Annotated in this window: 17 protein-coding genes; 15 read left to right on the top strand and 2 right to left on the bottom strand. The window is 51.6% G+C overall.

Annotated elements, in window-relative coordinates:
* The first annotated feature begins 89 nt into the window (after positions 1 to 89).
* The 5 genes from PHH59_RS11070 to PHH59_RS11050 all read left to right on the top strand — a co-directional run bounded on the left by PHH59_RS11070 (position 90) and on the right by PHH59_RS11050 (position 5,832).
* Entirely contained in the window at positions 90 to 1,835 is a 1,746-nt protein-coding gene (locus tag PHH59_RS11070) for a carboxypeptidase regulatory-like domain-containing protein (RefSeq protein WP_300015706.1), read from the top strand.
* Positions 1,836 to 2,528: 693 nt separating this feature from the next.
* The gene (locus tag PHH59_RS11065) at positions 2,529 to 2,954 is read left to right on the top strand and encodes a phosphate-starvation-inducible PsiE family protein (protein WP_300015703.1); all 426 of its coding nucleotides are present in this window, start codon (positions 2,529 to 2,531) and stop codon (positions 2,952 to 2,954) included.
* A gap of 41 nt (positions 2,955 to 2,995) precedes the next feature.
* A complete protein-coding gene (locus PHH59_RS11060) occupies positions 2,996 to 4,084 on the top strand; it encodes a sulfite exporter TauE/SafE family protein (RefSeq protein WP_300015700.1) in 1,089 nt (362 codons plus the stop codon).
* Complete coding sequence (locus PHH59_RS11055; protein WP_300015697.1) at positions 4,074 to 4,286, top strand: hypothetical protein; 213 nt, start codon at positions 4,074 to 4,076, stop codon at positions 4,284 to 4,286. Before PHH59_RS11060 ends, PHH59_RS11055 begins: the two co-directional genes overlap by 11 nt.
* Complete coding sequence (locus PHH59_RS11050) at positions 4,273 to 5,832, top strand: cytochrome ubiquinol oxidase subunit I (protein ID WP_300015694.1); 1,560 nt, start codon at positions 4,273 to 4,275, stop codon at positions 5,830 to 5,832. The genes PHH59_RS11055 and PHH59_RS11050 overlap by 14 nt, the downstream gene beginning before the upstream one ends.
* Positions 5,833 to 5,842: 10 nt before the next feature.
* Here the strand turns inward: PHH59_RS11050 and PHH59_RS11045 are convergent, their stop codons facing one another.
* Together PHH59_RS11045 and PHH59_RS11040 are read right to left on the bottom strand one after the other, a co-directional pair.
* Positions 5,843 to 6,271, bottom strand: coding sequence for a PIN domain-containing protein (locus PHH59_RS11045; RefSeq protein ID WP_300015691.1), 429 nt, complete (start codon positions 6,269 to 6,271; stop codon positions 5,843 to 5,845).
* Positions 6,240 to 6,467, bottom strand: coding sequence for a hypothetical protein (locus PHH59_RS11040; protein WP_300015687.1), 228 nt, complete (start codon positions 6,465 to 6,467; stop codon positions 6,240 to 6,242). The genes PHH59_RS11045 and PHH59_RS11040 overlap by 32 nt, the downstream gene beginning before the upstream one ends.
* Before the next feature lie 101 nt (positions 6,468 to 6,568).
* Here PHH59_RS11040 and PHH59_RS11035 point away from each other — a divergent pair, with 101 nt between their 5' ends.
* The 10 genes from PHH59_RS11035 (at position 6,569) to PHH59_RS10990 (ending at position 16,892) form a co-directional block, all read left to right on the top strand.
* Positions 6,569 to 7,069: an aspartate carbamoyltransferase gene (locus tag PHH59_RS11035; protein WP_300015684.1), complete on the top strand. Its 501-nt coding sequence runs from the start codon at positions 6,569 to 6,571 to the stop codon at positions 7,067 to 7,069.
* 64 nt (positions 7,070 to 7,133) lie between these two features.
* The gene (cydB, locus tag PHH59_RS11030) at positions 7,134 to 8,273 is read left to right on the top strand and encodes a cytochrome d ubiquinol oxidase subunit II (protein WP_300015681.1); all 1,140 of its coding nucleotides are present in this window, start codon (positions 7,134 to 7,136) and stop codon (positions 8,271 to 8,273) included.
* A gap of 10 nt (positions 8,274 to 8,283) precedes the next feature.
* Positions 8,284 to 8,436, top strand: a complete 153-nt coding sequence (gene cydX / locus PHH59_RS11025) for a cytochrome bd-I oxidase subunit CydX (protein WP_300015678.1) — start codon at positions 8,284 to 8,286, stop codon at positions 8,434 to 8,436.
* Positions 8,426 to 8,638 carry a DUF2892 domain-containing protein gene (locus PHH59_RS11020; protein ID WP_300015675.1) on the top strand — a complete coding sequence of 71 codons (213 nt, stop codon included), beginning with the start codon at positions 8,426 to 8,428 and terminating at the stop codon, positions 8,636 to 8,638. Before cydX ends, PHH59_RS11020 begins: the two co-directional genes overlap by 11 nt.
* A gap of 155 nt (positions 8,639 to 8,793) precedes the next feature.
* Positions 8,794 to 10,065, top strand: coding sequence for an FAD-dependent oxidoreductase (locus PHH59_RS11015; protein WP_300015672.1), 1,272 nt, complete (start codon positions 8,794 to 8,796; stop codon positions 10,063 to 10,065).
* Positions 10,066 to 10,185: 120 nt separating this feature from the next.
* Positions 10,186 to 10,422, top strand: coding sequence for a hypothetical protein (locus PHH59_RS11010; protein WP_300015669.1), 237 nt, complete (start codon positions 10,186 to 10,188; stop codon positions 10,420 to 10,422).
* The gene (locus PHH59_RS11005) at positions 10,419 to 10,847 is read left to right on the top strand and encodes a type II toxin-antitoxin system VapC family toxin (RefSeq protein WP_300015666.1); all 429 of its coding nucleotides are present in this window, start codon (positions 10,419 to 10,421) and stop codon (positions 10,845 to 10,847) included. Before PHH59_RS11010 ends, PHH59_RS11005 begins: the two co-directional genes overlap by 4 nt.
* Positions 10,848 to 10,938: 91 nt before the next feature.
* On the top strand, positions 10,939 to 12,255 hold the full coding sequence (locus tag PHH59_RS11000) for a TolC family protein (RefSeq protein ID WP_300015663.1): 1,317 nt from the start codon (positions 10,939 to 10,941) through the stop codon (positions 12,253 to 12,255).
* 109 nt (positions 12,256 to 12,364) lie between these two features.
* Positions 12,365 to 13,462 (top strand): efflux RND transporter periplasmic adaptor subunit, encoded by a 1,098-nt coding sequence (locus PHH59_RS10995; protein ID WP_300015660.1) that lies wholly within the window; start codon positions 12,365 to 12,367, stop codon positions 13,460 to 13,462.
* 172 nt (positions 13,463 to 13,634) lie between these two features.
* A complete protein-coding gene (locus PHH59_RS10990; protein WP_300015657.1) occupies positions 13,635 to 16,892 on the top strand; it encodes an efflux RND transporter permease subunit in 3,258 nt (1,085 codons plus the stop codon).
* Positions 16,893 to 16,985 lie beyond the last annotated feature (93 nt).

Raw genomic sequence — 16,985 nt, 5'->3', positions numbered from 1 at the left:
TTAATAAGAAAAAAACAATATACTACTAAGCTTGTGGTTATTTACACATCTAAATCTTAACTTCGCCAAAAATTTTATAGGGGGTTTTTATGGTTAAATCAAAACTTCAATCCGTTGTTTTGCTGGTTTATTTATTGTTAATCAGTGGCTTTGCAAGTAGTGCCACGATACAAGAATATAAAGTATTCGCGGTGAACGATCTAGGTATGCACTGCGTGGATGATGACTTTTCCACATTTACTATTTTGCCGCCGTTTAATGTCGTGCAAGCACAAGTGATCGGCATTGATACACAAGGCCATCCTTCAGTATTATCGCCAAGCAACGGTGTGGAACTGACTTATGCCCCCGCCGCTGATCGTTTAGGCTCGATCAACAGCTCATGGAAAGACAAATACGGTAATCCTAAAACCAATTTTTGGTCATATCAACAAGCTTACGGGCTAAATTTAGCTAACGGTGTGGGTATTTTTGGTTTGACCATGCCTAATGATGCTAAAACCCGCGCTGACAAATCTTTTTCCTGGATCAACGGAGCGGGCATTTTTAAAGCCCCTGGCATCCCGATTTTGCCGATTGATGATGACGGCAACAAGAATTTCTACCCGCTGTTAAAAATTCAGGCCGGCAATTCCGCCACCCATAAGGCACTGGCGGGAGCTTCGACCCAGATTGTTTTGCCTGTTTCAGATGAAACCACTTGCCAAAACTGCCATGCCACGAATGCCAGTGCCGCCGATCCAATCAAGTATCCGAAAATCGCTTGGTCGTTGAACCCCGATCCTAGCGTCCAATATCGGGAAAATGTCTTAAAACTGCACGACGCTAAATTTACGACGGCTCTGGAAGCCGCCAAACCCGTTTTATGCGCATCCTGCCATTATTCCCCTGCACTTGATTTGACCGGATCAGGGCCTAGCGAAGTACAAAAACTGCATAAGACCATGTCAGCGGTGATGCACGATAACCATGCCAACAAAATGGTGTTGAATGGCGAAAAACTTCCTGACCAACCCGTCCTGGTCGGTGGAAAAATCCCCAGTCCTGCCAAGCAAAGTTGTTACCAATGCCATCCAGGCAGCGAGACGCGCTGTTTACGGGGGGCGATGACCGAGAATGTCACCTGCCAAAACTGCCACGGCAATATGCAGGCGACGGGCGGGCATTACCCTCTCAAAACAGGAGGTTCATTAGATGGCAAAAATGATGGGGGCAAACGCCGCCCTTGGGTCGATTTGCCTCGTTGCCAATCTTGCCACACCGGTGATGAAACCAATCATCTGCCGGTCACGGCCAGCACCTCGGCGGATGGCCTGCGCGAACATTTTGCCTTTGACCTCAATGACCTTGCCGCATCGCCACGCTTGGCAAGCAATAAACGCTTTGCCGAACAGACAGATACCTTGTACCGCTTCAGCAAAGGCCACGGCGGGGTATTATGCGAAAATTGCCATAATAGCACCCATGCCATCTGGCCTGGAGATGCCAAGCATCCTAATGACAATGTCGCGGCGATTAAAGCACAAGGCCATACCGGCACCATTATGGAATGCACGACTTGCCATAAAAATGGCAGTCTGGCGTTGACCTTAAATGGGCCGCATGGTATGCACAATGTCAATGACAAAGAATGGATCAATGGTGGGCATGGGGATTTCTATGAGCGTAATGCCAAGTCTTGCCAATCCTGTCATGGTTTGGATTTAAAAGGCTCGCCATTAGCCAAGGTTGCCGCAAACCGGGTGTTTGTCACTGAACTCGGTACAAAGCAATACCCGGCTGGAAATAAAGTGACTTGTTTTGATTGCCATAACGGTCCTGATTTCGAAGACTAGTCACCGCTGTTGAAATTATGCCGGGCAATAGAAGGGCAGGGAAGTCCTTCTATTATCCTGAATAATAAATAAATCTCCCTTCACATTCTCTTCTTTCATATTCTGCAGGCATATTCCGCAGGCCACTTGGCGAGGGATTTATAGATTGGCAGGTATTTGTACCCTCTACAAACTTACAAATTCTATGGCTATCTGTGATTTGTATCATCGTTGTATCACAGTTGTATCACAGTTGTTACCCAAACTGACGCCTAACTAATACTTCAAACGGTCAAGTTTTGGGTTTTTAGTGGGACGCTGCAAACTGATGGGAACACGGGGAGCCGCCCGCTACGGTCATGACCGCGCTCCAAAAACCGAAAACTGACCATGTAAAGTATATAATCCGAATATGTTTCATTTTTGTTTCATTATGAAATATATTTGTTTCTAGTATTTTTTGAATTGAAACAACTTCATTTATAAATGGTTTATTCGTATCAAATAAAAACAAATGAAAACAGTGGGTTAAAATTTAATTATTATCTGTGGCATATTGGCTCGGCAGTTGCATTAGAATTTTATTATGTACTGCCACAAAGATTGATAATAAGCTAACGGCACTTTTTCAAAAAATTTTTACAAAAAAAAAGACAATTGGACGTTCCGCGATTACAGTTATGTTTCATATAAGCGTTTGGAACCATAGATATTATGAAGCAAAACCAACTGAGCGAGTTTCGCGAAACCTTAAAGGCCTGGATTGACGAATTGGGTAATTTGTTGATTGAAATGTTTCATTATTTAGCCCTTTTTGTTATCGGTGCCAGTGTGGTTTGGTCGGCGATAAGTTCGTTTGTAGGCATGGTGAGCATTGGTCATGCCACGATAAGCGATATTTTATTGCTGTTCATCTACTTAGAGTTGGGCGCGATGGTCGGCATTTACTTTCAGACTAACGCCATGCCTGTACGCTGCCTGATTTTTATCGCCATCACCGCCTTGTCGCGGCTACTGATTGCCGATGTGCAGGCGCACCACCAAGCGGGTTTGGACGTGTTGTTGGTATCGGCGGCAATTTTGGTGTTGGCCTTATCGACAAGGTTGCTCCGCAAACCGTTGCCTGATGACAACGATTAAAACCAAAGCCTAGGTTGAAGGGGGAAGATGAGTTTATGGTCATGAGAATCACACAATTGCAAGTCAAGCAAATGGTTTGTAGCGGTTGCCAGGACATCATCAATGCGGCGGTCATGGCTTTGCCCGGCGTAGTGGATGCAAAAGCCGATTATGTCAGGCAAAGCGTCAGGCTAGAGTATGATGATGATAAGCTCAATCTCGATCAAATCCGTCTAGCCATTGAAGCTAAAGGCTATCCAGTTTTAGATCCAGTTTTAGATCCAGTTTTAGATCCAGTTGTCGATGCAAGGCCGGATGCCCCAGGCACGCTTTACAAGATTATTGTTTTTTTATTGTTGCTGGTGTTAGTCGGCGGTTTGGTATTTTGGGGTAAAAACCAGATGCCGGGTGTGATGCAGCTCATCAAACCGCGAATGGATGATGTTTTATTGCTGGGCGTTGGCTTTTTAACTGGCTTTCATTGCATAGGCATGTGCGGCGGTTTTGTGGTTGCTTACACTGACCAACATCAGAGCCGGATACGCCAGTTGTTGGGGCATTTAAGTTATGGCTTTGGCAAGACATTGTCATATAGCGTGTTAGGTGCGGGCTTTGGCTTGTTGGGTGCGGGCATTGCCATCACGCCACAAATGCGTGGCATCGCCGCCTTGGCTGCCAGTGTGTTTTTGATTTTGTATGGCTTAAAAATGCTCAACGTGTTTACGGTATTGCGACGATTCACGCTACGCTTGCCCCCATCGGCAAACCGGCAAATCACTGGAGCTATGCACAAGCGGCGCAGCCCTTTGTTGACTGGGTTACTAACCGGCTTATTGCTTGGTTGCGGCCCGTTGCAAGCCATGTATATCATGGCGGCAGGTAGCGGCGACCCCTTGCAAGGCGCCAAGATTTTAAGTTTGTTCAGCATAGGAACGTTGCTGCCATTGTTGGGGTTTGGCGCATTTGCCAGCCTGTTGCCTGCGAAAGCGATGCACCAGTTAGTGCGGGTGTCCGGGGTATTGGTTATGGTGATGGGGCTGATGATGGCAAACCGAGGAGTGGCGCTTTTTAACAATGGGCAGAACAGCTTAATGATGTCGGCACCCGGCCATGTTACGCCAACCATGTCAGGAGGCAATCATGATCAATAATACTACCAACAAAACCCCGTTACGATGGGAAATCGGCTTGGCTTTATTGCTAAAAATCATCTTGCTGACAGGCTTGTGGTTTTTGTTGTTCCGGTGGCAAGGCCGTCCCGCCGTTAAGCCCGATATTGCCGCCCATTTTGCCTTACCTACGCAAGCCCCTATTTATCCATCCACAAAGGAGATCCATTATGATCGGCGATGATATTGTCATGCTATCGCGGCTGCAATTTGGCCTGACCGCGCTGTACCATTTTTTGTTCGTGCCGCTGACCTTGGGCATGACCTTTATCCTCGGCATTATGGAATCCGTGTATGTGATGACCGGCAAGGAAGTCTACAAGGACATGACCCAATTCTGGGGCAAGCTGTTCGGGATCAACTTCGCGATGGGCGTGACCACCGGCATCACGCTGGAATTCCAGTTCGGCACCAATTGGGCGTATTACTCGCATTATGTCGGCGATATTTTCGGGCCTTTGCTGGCTAGCGAAGGCTGGATGGCGTTTTTCCTGGAATCGACCTTTGTCGGGCTGTTTTTCTTCGGCTGGGACAAATTGACCAAAGTCCAGCATTTGATCGTGACCTGGCTGCTCGCCGTCGGCACCAGCTTGTCGGCTTTGTGGATTCTGATTGCTAACGGTTGGATGCAGTATCCGGTCGGCGCGGAATTCAATTACGAAACGCTACGCATGGAAATGACCAGCTTCGCCGATGTCATTTTAAACCCGGTCGCCCAGGTCAAATTCGTCCACACCGTGGCGGCGGGTTATGTCACCGGCTCGATGTTCGTGCTCGGCATCAGCTCGTGGTATTTGCTGAACAAACGCGACATCGGCTTTGCCCGCCGTTCTTTTTCCATCGCCTCGGCGTTTGGTTTGGCTTCGATTTTGTCGGTGATTGTGTTGGGCGACGAAAGTGGCTACACCCAAGGCGAAACCCAAAAAATCAAGCTCGCCGCGATTGAGGCGGAATGGGAAACTGAAGCCGCACCCGCCAGTTTTACCGCCTTTGGCTTCCCCAACCAAGCAACCCAGCATACCGATTATGCCATCAAAATCCCGTATGTCTTGGGTCTGATCGCCACCCGCTCGATAGACGAACCTGTCAAAGGCTTGAAAGAATTGCGTGCAGACAGTTTGGTGCGGGTCAAAAATGGCATGGTGGCGTATGGGGAGCTGCAAAAACTGCGCGGTGGCGACCATAGCGAGGCGACTTTGCAAGCATTTGCCAGCCACAAAGCTGATTTGGGCTATGGCTTGCTGCTGAAAAAATACACCGAAAACGTCGTCGATGCCGATACGGCGACTATCGAAAAAGCCGCCAACGACACCATCCCCAAAGTCGCGCCGCTGTTCTGGACGTTCCGCGTCATGGTGGCGTGTGGTTTTACCATGCTGTTTGTGTTTGCGATGGCCTTTTACTACTGCGCCACCCGCGTCGCCGACCAAAAACGCTGGCTGATGCGCCTGGCGGTCTGGTGCATCCCGCTGCCGTGGATAGCGGCTGAAACCGGCTGGTTTGTCGCCGAAGTGGGCCGCCAACCGTGGACAATTTCCGGCGTGTTGCCTACCCATCTGAGCGTGTCCAGCATCAGCACCGGGCAATTATGGTTCAGCATCGCCGGATTCGCCCTGTTTTACACGGTGTTGCTGATTATTGAGCTGTATCTGATGCTCAAATATGTGCGCTTGGGACCTAGCAGTTTGCATACCGGGCGGTACTTTTTTGAATTGAAGGCTGTGCATTAAGTGGGGGCAGCTACAAAAACGGGTTAATGATGCGGAGTTGGTCGGCAATTAATTGATCGTGTTGCAAATCTTCGCTGTATAGATGATTGCAACCGATTGCCAACGCACTGGCGATTATCAGGCTGTCGTAATGGCTAAAACCGTATCGGCCGGCTAACTGCCAAGCTGACCGGATGTGCTGGATGTGGATAGTATGTAATTGGACAAGTTCGAGCAAAATGTCCAATTCAGCGGCAACTTGGCGTGGCGGCCAGCGTAATTTCCGACGCATGACATGGCTGCATTCGTTAATGACTTGAGTGGAAATCATTGGATTTGCGGCCAATAGCGCGAGGGCACTGGCTTTTTTCCCGGCATCCGTACCGTAGGCATAAAGCACGATGTTAGTGTCGAGGAAATAAGTCGAATTAAGCCCTGGCATCATCGTAGAGGGCGGCACGGTCAGGAATGGGTTTGCCTTGCCACGGAATGTGGGCTGCCGCGATATGGGCCAGTGCGGTTTGGCGGCGTTGGGCATCTGCGCCAGCGGTTTGCTGCTCGCGCCGCTCTAGCAATTCGATGAATGCCAGCACTTCAGCTGCGGCATTTTCGGGCAACAATAAGCTGCGTTGGTAAATGGTTTCGGGCAGGTTCATAGCTTTTCCTTACAAAATCAGGGTTGGCAGTATAGCTGGTTTGCTCGCACTGGGTAAGGGATTTCAGAACAACATTTGTAGCAATAACGGAGATGACCATAATGAATAAAATTTGCTTGGCTCTAGGCTTGTTAATGATGCCTAGCGCTTATGCCGTGCAACCCGCCAGCCCCGCGCGTCTGGATGAAGTCGTGGCACGCGGTGTCCATGTCATGCCGTTTGACCTGGACAAAACCCAGCACGTTTTCACCCAAACTGACACAGGCGGCATCCAGCAAGTGCTTGCCAAAGATGCCAATGACCACAAACAAATCGGCCTGATCCGCGACCATTTATCGGCTTTGGCAAAGTGTTTTGGTGAAGGTGATTTTTCCGGGCCGATGCGCATCCACGGCGACACCATGCCAGGTGTGCAGGACTTGCGTACCGGATTTAGCCATATCCAATTTGCTTACCGGGAATTGGCGGACGGTGCCCAAATCGCTTACGTCAGCACTGACCCGAAGCTGATAGCGGCGGTACACCAGTATTTTGATGCGCAGTTGAGCGACCACGCCCGCCATGCGATACCCGGCGGATCAATGCAACACCACGGCCATTAATTGGCTAGATGCGGATTGCTGGGGTTCGCACACTCATCCCAGCCTACACTTTGAGGAGTAAACCATGTTCGATTATGAAACCATGCGTATCATCTGGTGGCTATTTATCGGCGTTGTCGCCATTGCCTTTGCCGTCACTGAAGGCTTTGATTTTGGTGTCTGCACCTTATTGCCGCTAGTTGGCAAAACCGACACCGAACGCCGCGTCATCATCAACACCGTCGGCGTGACTTGGGAAGGCAACCAAGTGTGGCTGATTTTGCTGGGCGGGGCGATTTTTGCGATCTGGCCCGCCGTGTACGCGACGCTGTTTTCCGGTTTGTATGTCGCCATGCTGTTGGTGCTGTTCGCCTTGTTCTTCCGTCCGGCGGGCTTTGATTACCGCAGCAAACTGCCAGACCCGCGCTGGCGCAACGCCTGGGATTGGTGCTTGTTTTTGGGCGGCAGCTTGCCGCCGGTATTGTTCGGCGTGTTGGTCGGCAATTTGTTGTTGGGCTTGCCGTTCCATCTTGACCAGGACCTGCGGGCTTTTTATGACGGCTCGTTCTGGGGCTTGCTGAACCCGTTCGCGTTGCTGTGCGGGGTGATTGGTTTGGCACTGACCACTTTCCACGGCGCGTTGTTCTTAAAATGCCGTAGTGTGGGCGTGATTTACCAACGCACCACCGCTGTTTTAAATGTTTTGGGGCCGGTGCTGTTGCTGTTGTTGGTGCTTGCCACGATTTGGACGTTATTCGGCATAGACCGCCCAGAAATCACCCACATGCCCGCAGGCGACGCACCCTCCAATCCGATGAACAAAACAGTGGTGGCGGTAGGCGCAACATGGCGGGCGCATTTTTTCGCCCATCCTTGGATGCTGCTGGCCCCGGTGCTGGGTTTCACAGGGTTAGTGCTGGCATGGCTGTTTGGTAAAGGCGACCACCGGATCACTGCGTTGTTGTTCAGCAGCGTAGGCATGACAGGTTTGTTGTTGACTATCGGTTTTGGCCTGTTCCCGTTCCTGCTGATTTCCACCACCGACCCGCGTTCCAGTCTGACCTTGTGGGACGCCAGTTCCAGCCACACCACCTTGCTGTGGGCGTTCTGGATCACCGTCGTGTTCCTGCCCATCGTGTTGTTGTACACCCGCTGGGTTTACAAAATCATCTGGGGCGACATCACCGAACAAACCATTTTGCAAGACACCCATACACTTTATTAAGGAGACGATCATGTGGTATTTCACTTGGATACTCGGCGTAGGCTTTGCGGCGGCTTTCGCCATTATCAACGCGATGTGGCTGGAATCGGTGTGCGACATCGACACCCACGGCATAGCCCCATCCTGTGGCACGTTATCTGGGAGCAAAAAACATGACCACTGAACGCATTGTCCGCATTGTTGCAGGGACTTTTATCCTGCTGTCCTTAAGCTTGGGCGTGGAAGGCAGCCCGTTGTTCCACCATCAAAACTGGCTGTGGTTCACCGCCTTTGTCGGTTTTAATTTGCTCCAAAGCGGTTTCACCCAATTCTGTCCGCTAGAAATGATCCTGAAAAAACTGGGTGTGAAATCAATTTGCCAATAAAGCAATTGTCCACGAAATGCACGAAAAACACGAAATAAAACAGTAGCCTGTTGGCTTGTCAGCGTGTCAACTAAAGATTACCGACCTAAATTTTTCGTGTGTTTCGTGTTTTTCGTGGACTTAAATAACTAAAAAAAACACAGAGAGGAAACATCATGGCTAAAATCGTAATCGTAGGAGCCGGCATCGGCGGCATTCCAATGGCATTTGAAATGAAAGACTTGGCGCGTAAAGAAGACGAAGTGGTCGTCATCGCCGACACGCCGACTTTCCATTTCGTGCCGTCCAATCCGTGGGTGGGCGTCAACTGGCGCAAACCCGAAGACATTAAAGTGCCGTTGGAACCCGTGTTCAAAAAGAAAAAAATCACCTTCATCCAGCAAAAAGTCGCCCGCTTCCAACCGGAACAAAACCAAGTCGAATTGGCTGATGGCAGCACCGTAGCCTACGATTATCTGGTCATCGCCACCGGTCCGAAACTGGCGTTTGACGAAATTCCAGGCTTAGGTCCCAACGGACATACCGAATCAGTCTGCCATGTTGACCACGCCGGCCCTGCGGGTGAGCGTTGGGAAGCCTTCACCGAAAATCCTGGCCCTATCATCATCGGGGCCGTGCAAGGCGCGTCGTGCTTTGGCCCTGCTTATGAATACTTGTTCACCGCCGAAACCGACCTGCGCCAACATAAAATCCGCGACAAAGTAAAAATCACTTATGTCACTTCCGAGCCGTACATCGGGCATTTGGGTTTGGATGGCGTGGGCGACACCAAAGGCATGTTGGAAAGCGAAATGCGCAACAAGCACATCGACTGGATTTGCAACGCCAAAGTGGACCGCGTGGAAGATGGCATGATGTATGTGACCGAAGTCGATGAAAACGGCGCGGTGAAAAAGCAACACGAATTGCCGTTCAAACACAGCATGATGTTGCCAGCGTTCAAAGGCGTGGACGCGCTGTTCGGCATTGAAAAACTGACTAACCCGCGCGGTTTTGTGCTGGTCGATGAACATCAACGCAACCCAACTTACAAAAACATTTATTCCGTCGGCGTGTGCATCGCCATCGCACCGCAAAAACCCACGCCCGTACCAACCGGTGTGCCCAAAACGGGTTACATGATCGAGTCGATGGTCACCGCCACCGCGCACAATATCCGTGATGAATTGGACGGCAAAGAGCCTAGCCACAAGGGCACCTGGAACGCGCTGTGTTTGGCGGATTTTGGCGATTCCGGCATCGCGTTCCTCGCCATGCCGCAAATCCCGCCGCGCAATGTGCAATGGGCATCACGCGGGCGTTGGGTGCATTGGGCAAAAATCGGCTATGAAAAATATTTCATGCGCAAAGTCCGCAAAGGCTTGAGCGAGCCGTTTTATGAGCGTTTGCCGTTGAAATTGATGGGCATTATGCGTTTGAAAAAGTAGCCCAGAGGTAGCCGTATGCAGCGATAGCGAAATACGGGATTTTACGGGTTCATAAACATTGCATTGCCTAGCGTCTGCCCCGATAATTTGTTGAAATTTTCAACAACCCAGGAGCAAATCATGGCAACCGTCAATTTCAGTGTCCCCGATGAAGTTAAGGCCGCGTTCAACGCCGCGTACCAAGGGCAAAACAAAAGCGCAATAATCGCCGAACTCATGCGTGAAGCAGTCGAACGCGCCGTGCGTAAGCAACAGCACCAACAAGCGATTGCCGATTTGTTGGCCTTGCGCGGGCAAATTCCTGCCGTCACCGAAGCAGCCGTGCAAGCGGCGCGTGACGAATTGCGGCAAGCATGAAGTTTGTCGTGGTTGATGCCAGCGTCGCGGTGAAATGGCTGTTGCCGCAACAACCTGAAGAGGCGGATGTCGATAAAGCCTTGCAGTTATTGCAAGCGGTCAGCCGTCAGGATGTGCGCTTGCTGCAACCGCCGCATTTTCTGGCGGAACTGATGGGCGTGGTCGTCAGGCTTGCACCAGACCATGCGGCGCGATTATTTACCGCAGTCCAACACTTGGAAATATCAGTGGTGGATAGCGCGGCGGTTTATCAAACGGCGATGCGTTTAAGCCGTGAGCTTAAACATCATTTGTTCGACACGCTCTACCACGCCGCTGCTTTGGAAACCTCAGATGTCGTGCTGATTACCGCCGATGCGGCTTATTACCGGAAAGCCGTGGATATTGGCAAGATAGTATTGTTGCAAGATTATCTGGCAACTTAAAAATGTAGGGTACGCAGCCCCCTCTGGGGCATAAACGCATACCTTTTTGAAACCGTGATTTGGAAATGGTACGCACAGCGTACCCTACACTATGAACCCATTGAAACTATTGCTAATTAGTTGCGTATTCAGCCTCACCGCCCACGCCGCCCCGCCGCTTACCTTGCCGCAGGCGATAGACTACGCGCTGGCGAACAATCCTGAGCTAAGCATCATGCAGGCGCGTATCGACCAAGCGCAAGACCAACTGGATTTGGCGATGGCGAATTATTATCCGCAAATCAAAGCGGGTATCGCTTACCAACACAGCAATAATCCGGCGGAAGCGTTTGCGATGATTATCGCCCAACGTCGCTTGGATTTTGCCGGTACGGATTTCAACCATCCGGGCGGTGTGGACAATTTCCGCGAGCAAATTTCCGCGACTTATTCCTTATATAGAGGCGGTCAGGACAGCCATCAGGCGCAAGCGGCCGAATTGGGCGTGGCGGCATCGGAATTGGATCAAGCGGCGGTAAAAAATCGCTTGGTCAGCCACATCACCGCCGCGTATTACGCGCACATAACGGCGGTCGATGCCCAGCAAGTCAGCGAAAGCTCGGTTGCCGCCGTGCAAAGTGAATTGACGCAATCACAAACACGTTTTGCTGCCGGCACGGTGCTGAAATCGGATGTGCTGTCTTTGCAAGTGCAGCTCGCCGAAGCCAAAGAAGCGCAAATTCAAGCGGCTAATGCGGTCGAGATGGCGAACACGATGCTGAAAACTTTGTTGGGGCTGTCGGTTAGTGAACCGTTGGTGATCAAGGAAACTTTGGCGCAAGCCTTACCGAAAAATCCGCTCAAGTTTGATGCCTTATTGACCCAAGCCTTGGCGCAACACCCTGAACTGCAAGCCGCCGCCAAGCGCGTCGCCATCGCCGAACAACAACTTGCCGCCGCCCAAGGCGCCTATTTGCCCCGCGCCGATGCCTACGCCAGCTACGGCTTCAACAACCGCAGCCCCGATTTTGATACCGACCGCGATAATGTCAGCGTCGGCGTACAAGTCGAGGTGGATGTGTTCAACGGTTTCGCCACCCAGGCCAAAGTCAAAAAAGCCGGACACGAACTCACCGCCGCGCAAGAAGCCCTGCGCCAACAGCGTTTGCAGATAGAAAACGCCGTGAAATCCGCGCAATTGCGTTTGCAGGAAGCCTTGAACCGCGCCGACGTGGCGGCGGTGTCCGTACAAGCCGCCGAAGAAGCCTTGCGTTTGGTCAATGAACAACGCCAAGCGGGCGTGGTGACGGTGACCCGTTATATCGAAGCCGAAGTGGCGCGGGATAAGGCGCACACGCGGCAAATCTCGGCACGGTTTGATGCCTTGCGTGCCGAAGCGGAACTGAAACAGGCGACAGGCGGGTTTTAAACCACAGCATTTGTAGGTCGGGTTAGCGATAGCGTAACCCGACAAAATTGCAAATAAAATGTCGGGTTACGCTTTCGCTAACCCGACCTACGCTTAATAGGATTTATCCATGATTGACCAATCTCTATCGTTCAACCCGCCAAAATGGCTGATCCCCACGGCTGCCATTTCTGGCTTGCTACTGGTGATTTTGTTCGCACTAGGCTTTCTCGGTGGCGGTGACAAAATAGAATCTGGCGCCACGGCAAACACCGCGCAAACATTGCCTGCCGATGCCAACACAATAACCGTCAGCCGCCAAGCTGCCGCCAATGCTTTAGCGTGGCAAGGCACGGTGCGTTCGCGGATTGCTATCAAAATCGCGCCGAAACTAAACGCCCGCATTGTTGAAATTCTGGTGCATCCCGGCGAACGGGTGAAAAAAGGCGAGGTGTTGGCAAGGTTGGATGACCGCGATTTACGCGCCGCCAGCAACGCCGCGCAAGCCGCGCAGGCCGCCGCTGGGGCGCAAGCTGCCCAAGCGCAAGCGGAAGCAAAGCGCATCATTGATTTATACCAAAAACAAGCCGCAACCCGACAAAATTACGATGCCGTACTGGCGCAAGCCAAAGCGGCACGGGCGATGGCGGACCAAGCCGCCAGCACCGCGCAACAAAGCCAAGTGCTGTTGGGCGAAAATGTCCTGTACGCGCCGTTTGATGGCATCATCGGTGAACGCTTACAAGAATCGGGGGATATGGGCTTGCCTAACCAAGCGATAGTCACTTTGCTGAAACCTGATGATTTACGCTTGGAGGCGGCGATTGCTAGCCATTGTGCCGAAACCATCCAATTAGGCATGGCAGTGACGGTACGCATCGACGCTTTGCACCAAACGGTAACCGGAAAAGTGGACGAAATCGCGCCGGAAACTGACCCGCAAACCCGCAGCCAAGCCATCAAAATCAGTTTGCCGCGTACCCAAGGTTTACAACACGGGCAATTCGGTTGGCTGGAATTGGCTTGCCAAGCCGAACAAACCGCGTTGCTGATCCCAGCCACCGCCGTGCTGCATTATGGGCAATTGCAAGCGGTTAAGGTCGTGGACGGCAAACAATGGCATACCCGCCACATCCGCACGGGCAAAGTGTACGGTGAACAAGTTGAAGTGTTGTCCGGTTTGCATGAAGGTGAAACGATTTTGCTGAATGGTGGATTGCAGCCATGAGTTTCAATAAGTTCAATATAATGAATTCTATAAGTCGTCATTCCGGCATGGATTGCCGGAATCCAGAACACAGGGATGTGTTTGCGAGTTGCCGTCCGTGGCTTCTGGATCTCGGCAATCCATGCCGAGATGACGCAATGATTCTTGTGCTAATGCCTCTGGAACTACAGCCATGAGCATGGAAGTTAAAAAAGACAGCCTAACCGTCAAAATCGTCCGCCTGTTCACCACCTCGCATTTATCCCTGCTGTTCCTGATTATTTCCTTGCTGGCAGGGGCGGCGGCCTTATTTTTGACTTCACGCGAGGAAGACCCGCAAATCATCGTCCCCGTCATGGATGTGTTCGTGCAAGTGCCTGGCGCATCTGCCGAGGAAGTCGAGAAGCAAGTCACCACGCCGCTGGAAACCTTGCTGCGGCAAATCCAAGGTGTGGAATACGTCTATTCCGCTTCGCGTCCGGGTGAAGCCGTTGTTACTGTGCGCTATCTGGTTGGCGAAAATTTGGAAAACAGCCTGATCAAGACCCGCGATAAGGTGTTGGCCAACCAAGACATCATCCCACCGGGTGTCACTAATTGGCTGGTCAAGCCTGTCGAAATCGACGATGTGCCGATTTTGATGTTGAGTTTGTCGCCGCAAAAAACCAATATGGAAGCGACCGATTTGCGCCGTGTCGCCGATGAGTTGGTCGAGCGGCTGCGCGAAGTGGAAAATGTCGGCAAAAGTTGGGTGGTGGGCAGTGCGCCACGGCGAATCTCCGTTTATCCAGATCCTGCGAAATTACAGGCGGGCAACATCACTTTGCTGGACATTAGGCAGGCTTTGGCGAAAAACAACGTCAACCTGCCCGTTGGTACACTCACCGCGCAAAACAAAGAAATCATCCTCGAAGCCGGCCCGCATTACCAAACCGCCGGGCAAATCGGTGGCACGGTGGTGAAAGTGGTGGACGGTCGTTTGCTGACCTTGCGTGATGTCGCGCAAATCATCGACGGCGGCGCGGACACCGACACCTACACCCGCATCGGCTTTGGCCCTGCGGTGGCGCATATACAAACCGCCGGAGAAGTCGCTAAGTTACCCAGCGTAGGCGAAGAACGCCCATTAACCACGATAGCCATCGCCAAACGCAAAGGCAGCAACGCCGTTAGCGTCGCCGAAGTCGTTTTGAAAGTCACCGGACAACTCAAAGGCACGTTAATCCCAGAAGACGTGTTGATCACCATCACCCGCAATTACGGCGAAACCGCCGACCACAAAGTCAATGAATTGGTGATGCACTTAGGGCTAGCCATCCTGACTATCATCGTGCTGCTGGCCTTGTCCTTAGGTTTTAAGGAATCGTTGATCGTTTCGTTAGCCGTGCCGATGACTTTTGCCGTCACGCTGTTGTGCGATTATTTGTTCGGCTACACCATCAACCGCGTCACCTTGTTCGCGCTGATTTTGTCGCTAGGTTTGCTGGTCGATGACCCGATAGTCGATGTCGAAAACATTCACCGCCACTACAAAATGCGCAAAGAACCGCCGTTGCAAGCCTTGTTGAGTGCGGTTGACGAAATCCGCCCGCCGACCATTTTGGCGACTTTCGCCGTCATCATGTCCTTCGTGCCGATGTTTTTCATCACCGGCATGATGGGGCCATACATGGCACCGATGGCGTTCAATGTGCCGATTGCCATGTTGATGTCGCTGGTGATTGCCTTCACGGTCACGCCGTGGGCAAGTTTCAAGCTCTTGAAAGGTGATTACGGCAAGGATCATGGTGCGGAATTTAACTTAAAAGAAACACGCGGCTTCAAAATCTACCAAGCCATTGTCGCGCCCTTATTGGCGAGCAAAGCCAAGGCGTGGCTATTCTTATTAATCGTCATGGTCGCCTTCGCCGCCTCGGCGATGATGGCGGTGACGCGCATCGTGCCGTTAAAACTGTTGCCCTTCGATAACAAAAACGAATTGCAGCTCATCATCGACATGCCCAAAGGCAGCTCCTTGGAAGCCACCGACGAAGTTGCGGCGGCCCTGGGGCATTACCTCGCCACAGTCAACGAAGTCAGCAGTTACCAAAGCTATGTCGGATTGTCCTCGCCAATGGATTTCAACGGCATGGTGCGCCATTACTATCTGCGGCAAGGCGCGAATGTCGGCGACATCCGCATTGTGTTGGCAGATAAAAGCCACCGCGACCAAGCCTCGCACAATATCGCCCTACGCATCAGGCCAGAAATCGAGCGCATAGCCAAGCACTACGGCGCGAACATCAAAATCGTCGAAATGCCGCCGGGGCCGCCGGTGTTATCCACGCTGGTCGCGGAAATTTACGGCCCGCCCGAATCCAGTTATGCCGATTTAATCCACGTCGCCAAACGGGTACGCGGCGACATCGAAAAAACCGCAGGTGTGGTCGATGTCGATGATTTTGCCGAAGCCGAACACGGCAAATTGCACTACCTGGTTGACCACGACAAAGCCGCGTTACTGGGCATAAGCACCGCACAAGTCGCACAAACCTTGCAACTGGCGATAGCGGGCGGTTCGGTGGGCGTGTTGCACATTCCCGAAGAGCGGCAACCCTTAACCATCCAATTGCAACTGCCGCGAGCAGCCCGTTCTTCCGAAGCCGATTTGCTGGCCTTGTCCGTGCAAACTGCCAACGGGCAACTGGTGCGTCTCAGTGAAATCGGTAGTTTCAGCCACGAACACGGCGAGCGGGCGATTTACCATAAAAACTTGCAGCGCGTCGCTTATGTGACGGGCGAAATGGCAGGCCGCAGTCCCGTCGAAGCGATTTTGGATTTGTTCGGCACCTTCGACGACAAACCGTTGCCGGACGGCTACAAAGCCGAAATGGCAGGGGAGGGCGAGTGGAAAATCACTGTCGATGTGTTCCGTGATTTAGGGCTGGCTTTCGGTGCGGCAATGGTGATGATTTACGTTTTGTTAGTCGGGCAAACCGGATCGCTGGGTGTGCCGTTGATTATGATGATCGCCATCCCCTTGACCGTGATCGGCATCATGCCCGGCTTTTGGTTCATCAACCTGTTTTCTTCACCCGTCGGCACTTACGCCACGCCGATTTATTTCACCGCCACGGCGATGATCGGCATGATCGCCCTCGCCGGCATCGTGGTGCGTAACTCGATTATCCTGATCGACTTTATCGAAAACATTTACCGCAATAATCCGCTGATTAGCTTGGCGGATGCGATAGTCGAAGCGGGGGCAACGCGGTTAAACCCGATATTTTTGACCGCAGCCTCGGCGGTGCTGGGTTCGATGATGATTGTGTTGGACCCGATTTTTTCCGGTCTGGCGTGGAGTTTTATCTTCGGCATCATCGCGTCAACTTTATTTTCGCTGGTGGTGATTCCGGTGGTGTATTTTTTGATTAAGCGGAATATGCCGAAAGTGGTGGTGAAGGAAATTTGATGTCAAAGTGCAATCAAATTCTGTCCTGATTTCGAATTTGGATAGTCAGTATTTTTTCTTCTTTATTTGCAAAGAGTTATAAGGTTAATTTCT

The organism is Methylovulum sp., from assembly GCF_028687615.1.
Classification (GTDB): domain Bacteria; phylum Pseudomonadota; class Gammaproteobacteria; order Methylococcales; family Methylomonadaceae; genus Methylovulum.
This window is presented reverse-complemented; position numbering and strand designations above follow the sequence as displayed.